The following is a 16153-nucleotide window of genomic DNA, read 5'->3' on the forward strand; positions in this document are numbered from 1 at the left end:
CTTTGAAAAAACTAAAACTAACCTTAAAGCTTCTTTTTGTCTTACTACCAATTGTTGCTTTAGCGCAAACAGCCACAATAAATGGTGTGATTTTAGATGAATTTAATCAACCCATAGATGCTGTAAATATTAAAAGTGGAGATTTAGGAACACAAACTAACAGTAATGGTTTTTTCTCTTTAAAAATCCCTGCTAATACAGATGTTACCGTCGTATTTTCTCATGTATCATTTAAAAATGTAGAAGCTACATTTAATCTAAAAAAGGGTGAGATTTTTGAATTTAATCCTGTAATGAAACAAGATGCTGTACAAATATCTACAGTTGTCTTAAATGGTAAAAAACGAAAAGATGTAGAAGGTATTATTACAATAGCTCCAGATGCATTAATTAAAATTCCTGGTGCACAAGCTGGTGTAGAAAATCTTTTAAAAACCTTACCTGGCGTAAGTAGTAACAACGAGTTAAGCACACAATACTCGGTACGTGGTGGAAACTATGACGAAAACCTTATTTATGTTAATGGTATTGAAGTGTATCGTCCGTTTTTAATTAGATCTGGACAACAAGAAGGTTTAAGTTTTGTTAATTCTGATTTAGTTAGTAATATCGAGTTTTCTGCTGGTGGATTTCAAGCGAAATATGGCGATAAGTTGTCTTCAGTTTTAGATATTACTTATAAAAAGCCAACCGAATTTGGTGTAGCAGCAAATTTAAGTCTTCTAGGTGGTAGCTTAGCGGTTGAAACTGCAAGTAATGACTCAAAATTTACAGGTATTGTTGGTATAAGATACCGCGATAATAGTTTATTGGTAGACGCACAAGAAACAGAAACTAACTTCAACCCAACTTTTGCTGACCTTCAAAGTTATTTTACTTATAGATTTACTGATAAATTTGAACTTAGTTTTTTAGGTAATGCATCATTAAATAAATACAACTACATACCACTTACGCGTCAAACCAACTTTGGTACATTAGATAACCCATTAGCATTAGTAGTAAGGTACGAAGGACAAGAAAAAGATCAATACCAAACACTATTTGGTGCTTTAAGCGCTAATTATAAAGTAAATGACGATTTAGACTTAAGCCTTGTCACCTCTACTTACCACACTACTGAAGAAGAGTATTTTGACATATTAGCACAATATGCTTTAGGTGAAGTAAACAGTAATATTGGTGACGATAATTTTGGTGAAGTCGAATTTGCAGAAGGTATTGGAAGCCAACTTAATCATGGTCGTAACGATTTAGATGCGTTAATTTCTACCATAGAAGCAAAAGGAACTTACACTAAAAATGAAAACGAATTTAAGTTTTCAATTAAATATACAAATGAAGATATTAGAGACCGTTTAATAGAATGGGAAGTCATAGATTCTGCAGGCTTTTCTATTAATCCACCAAGTTCTGATGCGTTTAACGAGCAACCTTATGAGCCTTACCAAGGTCCTTTAGAAGCTTATCAAAATGTAAGAGCTACTAATAGTACAGTTATAAATCGTTTGCAAGCATACGTACAATGGAGCTTACGTAGTAAAATTGGCGAACATGATGTTTGGTACAATGCTGGTGTAAGAAGTCATAGTTGGACCGTAGATGATGTATTAACCAATCAGTCTGTTAGTCAATCTGTTATTTCTCCGCGTGCGCAATTCGCCATAAAACCTAACTGGGATAAAGATATGCTGTTTAGAATAAGTGGAGGATTATATTACCAACCACCATTTTACAGAGAATTACGTGATCGATTTGGTGTTGTTAATACAGATGTTAAAGCACAAAAATCGGTTCATTTAGTTGTTGGGAATGATTATAGCTTTAAATTATGGGATAGACCTTTTAAATTAACTAGTGAAGCTTATTACAAAAAACTAACAGATGTTAATCCTTACACACTAGAAAATGTTAGAATAAGATACAGAGCAAATAATAATGCAGAAGCTTTTGCATATGGATTAGATTTACGTTTAAATGGTGAGTTTGTTCCAGGTACCGAAAGTTGGTTTAGTTTTGGATATTTAAAAACCGAAGAAAACATTAATGATAGAGGCTACATACCTAGACCAACAGATCAACGACTAAAGTTTGCTGCGTTATTTCAAGATTATGTACCAAACATACCTAGTATGAAAATGTACTTAAATTTAGTATACAATACAGGTTTACCTGGCGGATCACCAAGTTATGCAGATCCTTACGTATACCAAAACCGCTTACCAGACTACAAACGTGCAGATGTCGGATTACAATTTGTATTAGTTGATAAAGACAAACAATTTGATAGTGGTTGGAAAAAACCGTTTAAAGAATTGTCTTTTGGCTTTGAAATATTTAACGTTTTTAACGTGCAAAACTCTATTACCAACACATGGGTTAGAGATGTGTACAGTAAACGTCAATATGCTATCCCCAACTATTTAACACCAAGAGTGTTTAATGTAAGAACAACTATGAGGTTTTAGTTTATACTTAAATTTTCAGCAAATACAACTAAATTATCATTTCCTGAACCAGTTAATCTTTGTACGAATAACTCTATATAATCATTAGTACTTAAATCAATATTCTCATTTAAAGCTATATTTTGTATTGTATTACTATTATCAACATATACAATAGCTCTAGACTCAGTTAATATACCTCCATTTTTTGCGATATAAAAAGCATAAAAATCACCTGATGTTCCTGTCACTCTAATGGATAAACTTGCATTTATTTGAAATTGGCGATTTTTTAATCCCTCATAAGTCAATCTATTGTTACCTCCTGATGCAGCAAACCTAAATAAGTTAGTCGTTAAAAAAAGACCTGTACCTTGTATTTCTACTGCTGTGTTATTATTAATTGTTTGTGTAAAACCAGTTGGAGAAGGATTTACATCATTATAATAAAAATTACCAGCTGCAACTGCATCTTTTTCTACTGGTATTCCTGCACAATCAACATCCCAATCGGTATTAAAATTGTAATTAGTATAAGTTCCTGGTCCATTTATATAATTACCGCCTCCAAAAAAGTCTACAGTTCTTAATGTGCCTCCTCCTGTTAAAGATGTTATACCTAGCACATCTATTGCTGCTGTAGCACCTACAACTTCACTAAACCCACCTTGCTTAGCTATAACTTCAAAATTACCAACAAAGGTTTGATAAGTACCTGAATTACTCCTATCCCAACCTTCAGAATTAAGAAGTAATTGATTTATATTTGTAAAAACTATACCTGTAGTATTACCAACATATTGTACAATACTAAAAAAGACTAAATTAAATCCTGAAATACTACCAACAGAAGCAGAACTAACTATTACAGCATCTCTAAAAATTAAATTTTGGGTATTTGTTATTTCAGATAAATTAAAAACTGAACCTGCAGTAGCTTGTAAAGTTAAGTTTCTAACAGATCCACCTGTATCTCCTTCAAATATATTTCCTGTAGTCCTTAATAAAATATCATTATTAGTATCTTCTCCTGCTACATAGGCGTTATTTAGCTCTATTGGATGAGACAACGTTATAAGTCCATTAATTTCGTAATATGTGTTTGAGTCTAAAAGATAAGATGTGCCACCACCAGCAACTAATTCGGCAGCTAAATCTGCTTCACTTTTAATTAATTTGTAATTATCACGTTGTGAGGAAGACAAAGGTTTCCAAGAAGAATTATCATAAAAATAGAATAATCCTAAATCTGTATCATAAACTAATAATCCATTAGCAGGACTAGCTATAGCGTCACGCTGTACTGTAGTCATTCTTGGCGCTAACATTCCTGATGTTGTAGATACAATATCTAACACAGATGATGGATCTGGAGATGATGTATTTATTCCAACCTGAGCATAATTAAAGAAAGAAGTTAATAGAAAAATAAAAAAAAGTAATTTTTTTCTCATAGCTGTAGATTTATTAAAATTTAGGGGCTACAAAATTACAAAACACTACTTTTTTTAAAGAAAAAAAATTGTCATATTATCCTTACAAACACCTATAAATACTGGTTTTTATTAATATTTTAACAAAACCACAAGAATATTAAATGGTATATGTAAGAAAAATCTTTAATTATTAATTTGTAAATTTTCTAATTATCAAACATTGAACAATCTGCTACCTAATATTTTTTACTTAGCAAATATTTTATAGCCTATATTTTATTTTTGATATATTGAATTGTAATAGCGTTAAAGACTTCTGGTTGTTCTACATTAACAACATGTCCACAATTTTCAACTATAAATAAAGATGAATGAGATTGATTTAATACTAAGTTTCTAATCGAAGGTAAAAATAAGTGGTCTTCTTCACCCATTACATAAAGTGTTGGTGTTTTTGTGTCTTTGGCTCTAAAGAAACGCAACAATGGATTAATTTCTGAAGTTAACTTAAACCATCTAATAAATTCTTTTTGGCATAACTTTTTAGCTTCATTAACAAACAATAGCCTTGAAGATTTATGGTTTTTTCTTGGCATAATAATAAATGCAAAAAACTTGTATAGATATAGGTAAGGCACAACACTTTTAAAAAAATTACCTAGACGAATTAAAAACTGAGATCTCGTATTTAATTTCATTATAGCGCCACCCATAATCATGCTTTTTACTCTATGAGGATGCTTTTCGGCTAAATTTCTTATTAAAATGGTACCTAAAGAAATACCCACAAAATGAGATGTGTTAATTTGTGCATGGTTTAAAACTTCTACAATATCATTTGTAATGTTATCAAACGTATACTTAGAGTTAAACGTATCTTTTAACTTCGGTTTACTATTTCCATGACCTCTTAAATCTAAGATTAACACATTAAACTCTTTGCTAAAAGACCGTATTTGCTTAAACCAAATAGAGCTGCTTCCTCCTGCTCCGTGAACAAAAGTGACCCATTCCTTAGAGGATCCATGTATAAATGTAGAATAATGAAGCAATCCTTTTTAAATATATTAAAATAATTCTTTTAAGACATTAACCAGATAATCAACATCTTCTTTGGTGTTAAATTTACTAAAAGAGACACGTAATGATGCTTTTTTTAACGCTTCTTTAGCTAATATTTCTTCTAAAACGTGACTATTTTTTGTGCTTCCGCTTTGACAGGCGCTACCACGCGAACAAGCTATTCCTTTTAAATCTAAATGAAACTGTATCATTGTTGCATTTTTCGAAATTTCTGGTAAGCGCATGTTTATTATTGTGTAAGCGCTATTTTCTATAGTATCGCTAAGCCCATTAAACTTTACCGAAGGAATTTCTTTTTTTAATTGTTTTAAACAATAGCTTTTAAGATTTGTTATGTATGCTTTATCTACTTCAAGATTTTGATAAGCTATTTTAAAAGCTGTTTCTAATCCTGCTATATTATGCAAGGCTTCTGTACCAGCACGATGTCCTCGCTCCTGTTCGCCTCCAAAAATAATCGGATGTAATCCTGAGTTTTTTCTAATAAAAGCAAAACCAACACCTTTTGGTCCATGAAATTTATGCGCACTTACTGCCGCAAAATCTACTTTTATGTCTTGTAAATCTAAATTGTAATGTCCTATAGATTGTACCGTATCACTATGGAATAATGCTTTATTTTCTTGACATAAATTAGCAACCTTTTTAATATCTAAAATATTACCAATTTCGTTATTAACATGCATTAGACTAACTAAAACATTGTCTTTGCTATTTAAAAACTCAACTAACTGATTGTAATTAATTTGCCCGCTTTCATCTAGATCTAAATAGATTATTTCTACATCATAATGTTCACTTAAATAAATAATTGTATTTAAAACAGCATGATGTTCGATTTTTGTAGTAATTATAGTTTTTACACCTAAATCTTTAACCGCACTTTGAAGTATTAAATTATCAGCTTCGGTACCACCAGAAGTAAAAATAATTTCAGAAGAAGACACATTTAATTGCTTTGCTATTGTTTTTCTTGCTTGTTCTACAATTGCTTTAGCATTGCGACCATAATTATGTGTAGAAGATGGGTTACCAAAGGTGTTTGTTAAAACTTCTGTCATTATATTGACAACTTCTGGTAAAATTGCAGTCGTAGCGGCATTATCTAGGTAAACAGATTTCATCTAAAATTCACTTTAATTATGTGCAAAAATACTTTAAATAAAATTAATTGTTAATGGTTACGTTATTAGTTTGGTAATTCTGTTATTTTTGTTTTTTAAAATTGAAATTATGCGCAAAATAGTTGCTTTATCTATACTTTGTTTATCTTTATTTAACTGTGATGATGGAGATATAATTACTAGCGAATTAGAGTTTGATGAAACTTTTGAAGCTTGTGGTGATTTAGTTATTTTTAAAACTAATACTAGCCAAAGCCTATCACTACAAATTACTAGTAGCGATTTTGTTATGAACGACTTAATTGAAGTTGTTGAACATCCTGACAATCCAAACAGACTACAATTAGCTAATACAGAATATACTCAAGCTGATGTTGGAGGAAACCGTACGTTTAGATATAGAAGTTACGCATCTTCTACAGATGGAATTTTTTGTAACGATGTACCACCTGATAACATACAAATAACCGAAGATTACTCTTCTAGTGGCGATTTTACATTTTTTGTTGCATTAGCCGAAGATGATAACGATGGTATCCCTGCGTATTTAGAAGATTTAAATGGAAATGGAGATTTAAATGACGACGATACAGATGGTGATGGTATACCAAACTATATGGATGTTGACGATGATGGAGATAATGTTTTAACTGTTAGTGAAGGTGTTACTTTTGAAGACGGTATGACCTTAGCAGACCTAGATGCAAATGCGTTAGACACAGACGGAGACGGTATACCTAATTACAGAGATAATGATGATGATGATGATGGTGTGTTAACCATTAATGAAGAAAACGCTACGACGCAAGACAATAACCCAACAAACGATATAACAGATCCAAACGCTGGTCCTGATTATTTAAATGACGAAGTCTCTGATACTTTACTAGCAACATCATACAGACAACATACGGTTTACGATACGTTTACTATTACTATGACAGCCTACAATATTGACTTTGGCTCTTTTCAATATCAAACCTATGATTTTGGGACTTTAACCCAAGCTACAGATGTAGATTTAAGTACTAGTAGAACATTACAACCAGAATTGTAATTAGCTGTTTTGATAAATATAAACTTCTGTTGCACCTAGACCATATTTCTTGTAGTCAGCATCGTAGTATTTAATATTATCATAACGACTAAAAAGAGTTTCTAACTCCATTTTTAAAACGCCTTCACCAACTCCGTGAATAAACACGACTTTTTGAATTCGTTTTTTTATAGCAAATTCTAATTGTCGCCTTGCAGTATCTAGTTGAAGGTTTAACTTATCATAGCTACTCATTCCTCGTTCGTTATCAATTAATTTGTGTAAGTGCAAGTCAACTTCAAGTTTTGGTTGATAACGTTGCTTAGGCTTTATTTTTTGTGTGTTGTTGTGTCGTTTCTTTTCAGTTTTTTCTTTTAAAATCTCATTAACACTAGCTAATTTAAAAGCATCTTGATTTATAGATTTTGAACCTATTTTAACTAATTCATTAGCTTTAAAATCAAGATCAAAACCTTCATTAGTTTCAATAGTAACCATGTTGCCATTAATAGCAACTATAGTACCAGAAAGTACATCATCTAAAACATCTACTTTATCGCCAATTTTTAGCATTACTATTCTTCTTCGTCTATTTTTTCAGATTTTATATAAGTTTCATTTTTCTTTCTACTTGGTATTGTTGCTTGTAGCTTATAGATACCAAACATTAAAATTACAATACCTATCACTAATAAAAATACGTTTTGTTTTTCCGTAGCATTTGCATAGAAAGAAATAGCGCCTCCGATAATTATAAAAAGGTAATTTTTATTCATTTTAATATAACTTAAAACAAAAATAAAAGATTTAAATAAAGAAACTAGTATTAAAAGATGTTTATCAAATAGTCATTTTATGCATTAAACCTAAAAAACTCGTATTTCGTCTAAAAATAGCTTTAATTGACCGACTAAAATGCTCAACCAGAGTTGTTTTTAGTAATTTTGTGTGTGCCAAATTTAAATTACTATGAAATTATTTTATTTAACTTTTTTATCATTTACATTCTGTCAATTGTCTTTAGCACAATTAACGGTTAGAAATGATGCTTTCATTTTTGCTTCAGATATCGAAGTTTATGTAGAAGATGATGTTAATCTTACAGAAGCAAACTCAACGTTCTATTTAAGAAACGAAGCACAATTATTACAAGGGTCTGGTAACACTGGTAACTCCGGTGTTGGTAAACTTAGTGTCTATCAAGAAGGTACTGTAAATCAATATGCCTACAATTATTGGGCTTCTCCTGTAGGAAACGTTGATGCAAACAGTACTGGTAACAGAGCGTTCACACCTAACAAAAACATTTACGACGTTGCGGATCTAACTAACAGTAATCTTGCTGGTTACAGTACAACAGGATATAACGGAACAAGTTCTCCTTTAAATATAGAAGATTATTGGATTTGGAAATATAATCCAGGTACTGATTATGCTGATTGGATTTTTGTTGGAGAATCTGGTACAGTAGATGCTGGTTATGGTTTTACTATGAAAGGAACAGATGCAGGTAACCAACAATATGACTTTAGAGGAAAACCTAACGAAGGTGAAATAAGTGTTGCTGTTCTTACTGGTCAAGAAACTTTAATTGGTAACCCTTACCCTTCTGCTTTAGATGCAGTAGCGTTTATACATGATCCTGCCAATACTGGTTTTTTAGATTCTGCCTCTTTATACTTTTGGGAGCAAGACCAATCTATTGCATCTCATAATTTGACATCTTATTCAGGTGGTTATGCATCGTTTACTATAAATGTTGCTGGAGATGTTAGGTCATTTACACCTGCCACATTTAAAACTTACAATGGAGATGGTACCGTAAATACTATTGGATCACCTTCTACATCAGGTAAAGAAGTATATAGATATATACCTATTGGACAAGGGTTTATGGTTAAAGGTAGCGCTAATGGTAATTTATTAATTTCTGATAGCCATCGTACTTATTACAGAGAATCTGGTGCTGACAGTGAATTTTTTAGAACAGCACAACAGAATGAGTCTGCTACTAATCAAAATGGTCAATCTACAACTAACGGATCTGATGTTTTACCTTCAGATTACAAACGTTTTAGATTAAATATAGATTTTAACGAAACCTATACACGCCAATTATTACAAAACTTTCATCATACTGCAACACCAAACGAGGATTATGGTTTAGAAAGTAATATGTACAGTACGTTAAACTCTGATGCGTATTGGACTCAAAACAGTAAAAAATTAGTAACTCAAGCTAATGCTTATGATTTAAATTTAGCTATTCCTGTAGTTTTAAATCTTAATAATCAACAATTAATTAGATTTAGATTATTTGATGTTCAAAATTTTGATAACAATCAACCTATTTACATACATGATAAAGTAAATGATACTTATGTAAACTTACAGTCTCAAAACTTTGAAATTAACTTACCTGCTGGTAATTATACTGATAGATTTGAAGTTGTTTTTGTAGAAGCTAATACGTTATCTACAGATGAGTTTGCAGAGAACAACTTTAACGTGATTCAAAACAACAATACATCTGAATTAGTCGTTTTAAACCCTAAAAAACTTGATATAGAAAACATTAAACTATACGATGTTTCTGGTAAAATTATCTTTAACAAAATTGTAAAAAACAACAACGAACGTTTAAGCTACTCTACTAAAAACTTAAGTGACGGAGTATATTTAGTACAAACTACACTTTCTAACAGTAATACAACAACTAAAAAGGTTATTGTAGCTAATAAAAAGTAGATAGACATAAAATTTTTATTTAAAAAGGCTTTTACAAATTGTAAAAGCCTTTTTTATTTTACTAAATTTAAATTTTAAATAGTAAAATGGAAGATTTAAATAACTACATGCTGCCTTGTATGAATAAGCAAGTCTTGGGATTTGAATGTCCTGGTTGTGGTATACAAAGATCTGTCACTTTAGTATCTCAAGGTAAATTGGTGGATGGATTTTTGATGTATCCTGCAATCTACACGCTATCTCTTCTTGGTATAGTTATATTAGTATCTGTTTTCTATAAATTTAAATATTCAACAAAAATCATTTCTATATTAGCTATTATTAGTATTATTTTAATTTTAACTAACTTTATATATAATTTAATTAACCACACTTAAAATGAAAAAAAGACTCAACCCAACCTTAGTTTATGTACTTTCAATTGTCGGTTTATTATGCTGCTGTTTTGGCGGATTAGGTTTTATCCTATCTGGTTCAGGATTTTTAGTAGCTAATAACTCTTTAAAAAATGCACAGTTAAACCCTGAAAATTACGAAGCAGGTCCTAAAGAATATAACCAAATGAAAACAGCTAAAACGGTAGCTTTAATAATAACTATTATTAACGTTATTTATTTATTAGTTACAATTTACAGAATTTATACTGTTGGATGGGACGAGATACAAGAACAATTTAGACAAACAATGGAGCAGTATGAAGCACAACAAGCTGCTCAATAATTACATATTCTTATAAAATAAAAAGGCGACCAAATTGGTCGCCTTTTTTATGGAAATAAAGCTTTTATTTTTCAAAAGCTTCTAAAGTTTTTGTAATGATAGATACACAATCTAATAATTGTTCTTTAGTCATTACTAATGGCGGTGCAAACCTAATTATGTTTCCATGTGTTGGTTTTGCTAGTAAGCCATTATCACGTAATGCTAAACAAATATTCCAAGCGGTATCACTGTCTTCATCATCATTAATAACTATTGCGTTTAGTAAACCTTTTCCTCTTACTAAATTAACAATGTTGCTAGTTTCTATATATTTATTGATTTCTGCTCTAAATAATTCACCTAAATCAAAAGCTTTCTGTGCTAAGTCTTCTTCTTTTACAACTTCTAAAGCTGCTATAGCTACAGCTGCTGCAACTGGATTACCTCCAAAAGTACTTCCGTGGTTACCAGGTCTAATCACGTTCATCACATTATCATTTGCTAAAACAGCACTTACTGGATAAGCGCCACCACTTAACGCTTTACCTAAGATTAAAACATCTGGTTTTACTTCTGGTGTGCCAGAACAATTTTTATCCTCACAGGTACAGTTACCACAAGTTGCTAATAATCTTCCTGTACGAGCAATACCTGTTTGTACTTCGTCTGCAATAAATAATACATTGTATTTTTCGCAAAGTGCTTTTGCTTTTGACAGGTAATCTTCGCTTGGTACATACACACCAGCTTCTCCTTGTATTGGTTCTACTAAAAACCCTGCTACGTTTTTGTTATTTTTTAAAGCATCTTCTAATTGCTCTAAATTATCGTAATCAATTTTAATAAATCCATTGGTATATGGACCAAAATTTTTACGTGCTACAGGATCGTTTGAAAATGAAATGATCGTTGTTGTACGTCCATGAAAGTTGTTTTTACAAACAATTATTTCAGCTTCATTTTCATCGATGTTTTTAACTTCGTAAGCCCATTTTCTACAGATTTTTAAAGCAGTTTCTACAGCTTCAGCTCCTGTATTCATTGGTAATAGCTTATCAAAACCAAAATACTCAGTCGCATATTTTTCATAACGACCTAACATGTCATTATAAAATGCTCTTGAGGTTAAGGTTAAGTTTTTTGCTTGCTCGGTCATTGCTCCTACAATTTTTGGGTGACAATGTCCTTGGTTTACAGCAGAGTAAGCCGATAAAAAATCGTAATATTTCTTACCTTCTACATCCCAAACGTAAACACCTTCGCCTTTACTTAATACTACTGGTAATGGATGATAATTATGCGCTCCATACTTGTTTTCTAAATCCATCGCTTCTTGCGACGTTAATTGGTCTAAAACAGCCATTTTTATAAATTTTTAAAGTGAAAAAAATAACCATTCCTTATCTACCTTTATCCTTTCGAAAAGTCTCGAAAATTCAGCGTGGGAAAGAAATCATCCCTAGAAGTTGCAAAATAATAAATATTACTAGCCTTTAAAAACATTTTTAGTTGGATTTAACGATATTCTGGTGTTCAATCTAAAAAAGTTAAAAAATCATAATTCTAATTTCCAAAATCGAAATTGCTTTGCTTACTTTTGCAGCATGTCTAGAAGAGATCGAAATAAATTTGTAAAACGTGGTCAGCTTATCGATTTAGATATCGTAGACTACGCGTTTGGAGGCAAAGGAATTGCCCGTATAAATAACGAATTAGGAAACTTTGTACTTTTTGTACCTAACACTTTACCTGGTCAAAAGGTTAAAGCGCGTGTGGTAAAATCTAAAAAGAAATATGCCGAATGTAAGTTGATTGATGTGCTGCAAAAATCTCCAGATGAAGTTCAATTAAACTATCACGAAATTTCTGGTGCGCCATACATTAATTTACCAATCGAAAAACAACACCAATACAAGTACACCAGTACAATGGATTTGTTTAAAAAAATTGGAAAAGTACCTGAAATTGAAGACTATTTTGATGAGTTTGTGGCGTCTCCTAACCTATTTCATTATCGTAATAAAATGGAATATAGCTTTTCTGCAATTGGATACGATCATAATAAAAACACAGACGTAGACGAGTTTACTCTTGGTTTTAAACGTCGTGGTACATGGTGGATAGGTGATAATCTTGATAAAGATAGCGGTCTTTTTGATAAAGAATTAGAAGACAACTTAATAAAAATTAAAGATTATTGCGAAGCTACACATTTAGCTCCTTGGCATGCTCCAAAGCGTGAAGGTTTTTTCAGATACTTAGTGGTTAGAAAATCTTATAAAACTAATCAACTATTATTTAATTTGGTTACCACTTCTGATGGATTAGATCAATTTGATTTAGATGCATTTGCTAATTTTTTAGTATCACTATTTAATGATAGAGTTGCCGGACTTTTACATACTATAAATGATGAACAAGGCGATCGTACAATAGCAACATCAGGTAGTATTGCACTTATCCATGGCGAAGACAAAATAGTTGAAGAATTACTTGGCTTAAACTTTGAAATTAGCATGAAAAGCTTCTTTCAAACCAATCCAAAATCTGCCGAAAAATTATATCAAAAAGTAGTCGATTATGCTTTAGAAGATAAAGACGCTGTAGATAACTCTGTAGTTTTAGATCTATTTTGTGGTACTGGTACTATTGGTCAAATTATTGCTTCAAAAAGTAATAATACTAAAATAATTGGTGTAGATATTGTAGCTTCGGCAATAGAAGATGCTAAACTAAATGCTAAAAGAAATAATATTGAAGGTCTTGAGTTTTATGCTGAAGATGTTGGTAAATTTTTAAGCAAATATCCACAATACCAAAACAAAATACAGACAATAATATTAGATCCTGCTCGTTCTGGCATTGCACCAAAAACCTTAAATAAAATCATAAATTTAAATGCAAAACGCATGGTTTATGTATCTTGTAATCCTGCAACACAAGCAAGAGATACAGAAACCTTGATCAATGCAGGTTTTAAACTAAAAAAGATAAGTCTAGTCGACCAGTTTCCGCATACATCACACATAGAAACGGTTGTACTTTTTGAAAAATAAATTATGAAAAAATTATTAACGCTATTTTTGGTGTTACCGCTTTTAACCACTTGCGAACGTGACGATTTATGTCCAGAAAGTTCTCCTACAACACCAAATATGATTGTTGACTTTGTAGACAATAGCATTTTAGAAAATTCTAAAAATGTATTTAATTTAGTTGTTTTAGGTATTGAAGATCCAAGCGTGTTTCCTTTAGATACAATTGTTCCAGAAGGATCAAATCTAAGAAGCGCCACAGGAGAAGATACTAACCAAGTATTTTTACCCTTAAGAACAACTAACGATCAAACTTACTTTATATTAATTAGTGATTTTGAAATAGATAACAATGGTACACCTGATGATTTATCTGACGATTTCTTTACAGGAAACCAAGATCTAGTCACAATTGACTATTCAAGAAGTGATGTTTATGTATCTAGAGCTTGTGGCTACAAAACAATTTTTGTTAATACAAATGTAACTATAGATCAAGGTACTGATAGTCAATGGATTTTTCAAACAATACCACAAAACGATAATTTAATAATTGAAGATGAAACAATTACACACTACACTTTTTCTCATTAGTCTTGTTTGTAGCGTTTGGTCTTCTAACGCTCAAGACACAATACAAATACCAACAGAAAATACAAACAAGCTAGAATACGGTTTGCGTATTGGTCTGGATGCAGGAAAGTTAATTAGATCTGCTGTAGATGATGAGTATAAAGGATTTGAAATTGTTGGGGATTACCGATTAACAAAAAGCTGGTATCTAGCAGGAGAAATAGGTAATGAAGAAAAAACAACTACTAACGATTATCTAAGTGTAACTGCTTCCGGTAGTTATTTTAAAGCTGGTGCAGATTATAATATGTACGATAACTGGTACGGAATGAATAATATGATTTATGCTGGTTTTAGAGTTGGAGCTAGCACATTTAGCCAAACCAGAAATAATTACACAGTGTATAACACAAATCAATATTGGGGAGAACAAAACTCATCCAACGAAAGCGTAAAATTTAGTGGTTTATCTGCTATTTGGGTAGAACTTCAATTAGGTATTAAAGCCGAAGTATTAAACAATTTATACATTGGTATTAACGGACAATTAAAAAGTATGATAAGTCAAGATGAACCTGAAAACATGCAAAATTTATATGTACCAGGTTTTTATAAGACTTATGATTCTAATAGTATTGGTGTTGGTTATGGGTATACTATTTCTTACATGATTCCTTTATTTAAAAAGGCTAACACAAAGAAAAAGAAGACTAAAGAATTACCTGAAAATACCGAAGAAGATACTACTAATTAAACTTAGCTTTTTTGCTTCCTGCATAAATTTCATATTTAACTAATCTAGACTCTAGTTTTGCGTTAAATAATTTAATTTTTCTAGAAGGTCGTAAACCTACATATTTTAAAGCCTCTAAATTAGAAGTAATAAACCAAGCATCTGTATTTGGATAATTTTGTTTTAAGGTATCTCCTATTTGCTTGTAAAACTGCTCCATTTGTATATCCAAACGCTCTCCATAAGGAGGATTAAAAACCATATGCAATTTTTGTGCTTCTCCTGGTCGTTGTGTTTTAAAAAAGTCTTCGTGTTTTATAGATATAAACTCATCTAAATGTGCATTTTTAATATTTTCTTTGGCTTTATGCACTGCACTTGGTGACTTATCGTAACCAATAATTTTATAATGAAAATCTCTAGTCTTTTTTAATAAAGACTCTTCTATTTTTTCAAATAACTCTACATCCCAATCTTCCCAACGTTCAAAAGCAAATTCTTTTCGCATTAAATTTGGTGGAATATTACAAGCTATCATAGCTGCTTCGGCTAACATAGTACCACTACCACACATTGGATCCATAAAATCACTTTGTCCATCCCAACCAGATAACATAATTAAACCTGCTGCTAAAACTTCATTTATAGGCGCAATATTAGTTGCTAATTTATAACCACGTCTGTGTAAAGACTCACCAGAACTATCTAAAGAAATTGTGCAAACAGATCGATCTATGTGCACATTAATTTTTAAATCAGGAAAACGTAAATCTACATTTGGTCTAACACCGCCATTATCTCTAAAACGGTCTACAATAGCATCTTTTGTTTTTAAAGCAATAAATTTTGAGTGTGTAAAATGTTTAGAATGTACTGTAGCATCTATTGCTAAACTACCTGTAGCTTTTAAGTATTTTTCCCACTTAATATTATACACTTGTTTGTATAAATCGTCTTCATTAGATACTCTAAACGTTTTTATTGGTTTTAAGATTTTTATAGCTGTACGTAAACCCAAGTTGGCTTTATACATAAAGCCTTTATCACCAACAAAAGATACGTTACGTACACCTGCTTTAACATCTTGTGCGCCAAGTTGTTTTAATTCTTTTACCAATAAATCTTCAAAACCAAATAAGGTTTTGGCTACCATGTTGAAATTTTCTTCCATTATAAACGTCTAATACTTTGCAAAAATAGAGTATTTTTGCCGGAAACATAACCTTTGTTGATAAA

At 31.3% G+C, this 16153-nt stretch carries 15 protein-coding genes; 8 read left to right on the plus strand and 7 right to left on the minus strand.

Features of this window, described 5'->3' with window-relative positions; translation table 11 throughout:
* The first annotated feature begins 2 nt into the window (after positions 1–2).
* A complete protein-coding gene (locus tag ACEQT4_RS00405; protein ID WP_370225486.1) occupies positions 3–2468 on the plus strand; it encodes a carboxypeptidase-like regulatory domain-containing protein in 2466 nt (821 codons plus the stop codon).
* Here the strand turns inward: ACEQT4_RS00405 and ACEQT4_RS00410 are convergent.
* From ACEQT4_RS00410 to ACEQT4_RS00420, 3 genes are all read right to left on the minus strand, one after another.
* Entirely contained in the window at positions 2465–3901 is a 1437-nt protein-coding gene (locus ACEQT4_RS00410; RefSeq protein WP_370225487.1) for a hypothetical protein, read from the minus strand. The two genes, ACEQT4_RS00405 and ACEQT4_RS00410, sit on opposite strands and share 4 nt — an antisense overlap.
* A 251-nt stretch (positions 3902–4152) precedes the next feature.
* Positions 4153–4935 (minus strand): alpha/beta fold hydrolase, encoded by a 783-nt coding sequence (locus ACEQT4_RS00415; protein WP_370225488.1) that lies wholly within the window; start codon positions 4933–4935, stop codon positions 4153–4155.
* 15 nt (positions 4936–4950) lie between these two features.
* Positions 4951–6090, minus strand: a complete 1140-nt coding sequence (locus tag ACEQT4_RS00420; RefSeq protein WP_370225490.1) for a cysteine desulfurase family protein — start codon at positions 6088–6090, stop codon at positions 4951–4953.
* 109 nt (positions 6091–6199) lie between these two features.
* On the opposite strand from ACEQT4_RS00420, the gene ACEQT4_RS00425 reads away from it, so the two are divergent.
* A complete protein-coding gene (locus ACEQT4_RS00425; RefSeq protein ID WP_370225492.1) occupies positions 6200–7147 on the plus strand; it encodes a hypothetical protein in 948 nt (315 codons plus the stop codon).
* Here the strand turns inward: ACEQT4_RS00425 and ACEQT4_RS00430 are convergent, their stop codons facing one another.
* Complete coding sequence (locus tag ACEQT4_RS00430; protein ID WP_036227257.1) at positions 7148–7699, minus strand: Smr/MutS family protein; 552 nt, start codon at positions 7697–7699, stop codon at positions 7148–7150. It lies immediately after the preceding gene.
* A gap of 2 nt (positions 7700–7701) precedes the next feature.
* Complete coding sequence (locus ACEQT4_RS00435; RefSeq protein ID WP_027879928.1) at positions 7702–7902, minus strand: hypothetical protein; 201 nt, start codon at positions 7900–7902, stop codon at positions 7702–7704.
* Positions 7903–8095: 193 nt separating this feature from the next.
* Here ACEQT4_RS00435 and ACEQT4_RS00440 point away from each other — a divergent pair, with 193 nt between their 5' ends.
* From ACEQT4_RS00440 to ACEQT4_RS00450, 3 genes are all read left to right on the plus strand, one after another.
* Positions 8096–9874 (plus strand): T9SS type A sorting domain-containing protein, encoded by a 1779-nt coding sequence (locus ACEQT4_RS00440; protein WP_370225494.1) that lies wholly within the window; start codon positions 8096–8098, stop codon positions 9872–9874.
* Positions 9875–9960: 86 nt separating this feature from the next.
* On the plus strand, positions 9961–10251 hold the full coding sequence (locus ACEQT4_RS00445; protein ID WP_370225496.1) for a DUF2752 domain-containing protein: 291 nt from the start codon (positions 9961–9963) through the stop codon (positions 10249–10251).
* 1 nt (position 10252) lies between these two features.
* Entirely contained in the window at positions 10253–10594 is a 342-nt protein-coding gene (locus ACEQT4_RS00450; RefSeq protein ID WP_027879925.1) for a CCC motif membrane protein, read from the plus strand.
* A 64-nt stretch (positions 10595–10658) separates the two neighbouring features.
* Here the strand turns inward: ACEQT4_RS00450 and rocD are convergent, their stop codons facing one another.
* Complete coding sequence (gene rocD, locus ACEQT4_RS00455; RefSeq protein ID WP_106678394.1) at positions 10659–11939, minus strand: ornithine--oxo-acid transaminase; 1281 nt, start codon at positions 11937–11939, stop codon at positions 10659–10661.
* 241 nt (positions 11940–12180) lie between these two features.
* Between rocD and rlmD the strand changes: the two genes are divergently transcribed.
* From rlmD to ACEQT4_RS00470, 3 genes are read left to right on the plus strand one after another with little or no spacing between them, the layout of a single operon-like run.
* The gene (rlmD, locus tag ACEQT4_RS00460; RefSeq protein WP_370225498.1) at positions 12181–13632 is read left to right on the plus strand and encodes a 23S rRNA (uracil(1939)-C(5))-methyltransferase RlmD; all 1452 of its coding nucleotides are present in this window, start codon (positions 12181–12183) and stop codon (positions 13630–13632) included.
* 3 nt (positions 13633–13635) lie between these two features.
* A complete protein-coding gene (locus tag ACEQT4_RS00465) occupies positions 13636–14205 on the plus strand; it encodes a DUF6452 family protein (RefSeq protein ID WP_370225499.1) in 570 nt (189 codons plus the stop codon).
* A complete protein-coding gene (locus tag ACEQT4_RS00470) occupies positions 14171–14938 on the plus strand; it encodes a DUF6048 family protein (RefSeq protein ID WP_370225500.1) in 768 nt (255 codons plus the stop codon). Before ACEQT4_RS00465 ends, ACEQT4_RS00470 begins: the two co-directional genes overlap by 35 nt.
* Here ACEQT4_RS00470 and ACEQT4_RS00475 read toward each other — a convergent pair.
* Entirely contained in the window at positions 14931–16088 is a 1158-nt protein-coding gene (locus ACEQT4_RS00475; RefSeq protein WP_370225502.1) for a class I SAM-dependent RNA methyltransferase, read from the minus strand. The two genes, ACEQT4_RS00470 and ACEQT4_RS00475, sit on opposite strands and share 8 nt — an antisense overlap.
* Between the last annotated feature and the right edge of the window lie 65 nt (positions 16089–16153).

It is taken from the genome of Mesoflavibacter sp., from assembly GCF_964226795.1.
Lineage (GTDB): Bacteria > Bacteroidota > Bacteroidia > Flavobacteriales > Flavobacteriaceae > Mesoflavibacter > Mesoflavibacter zeaxanthinifaciens.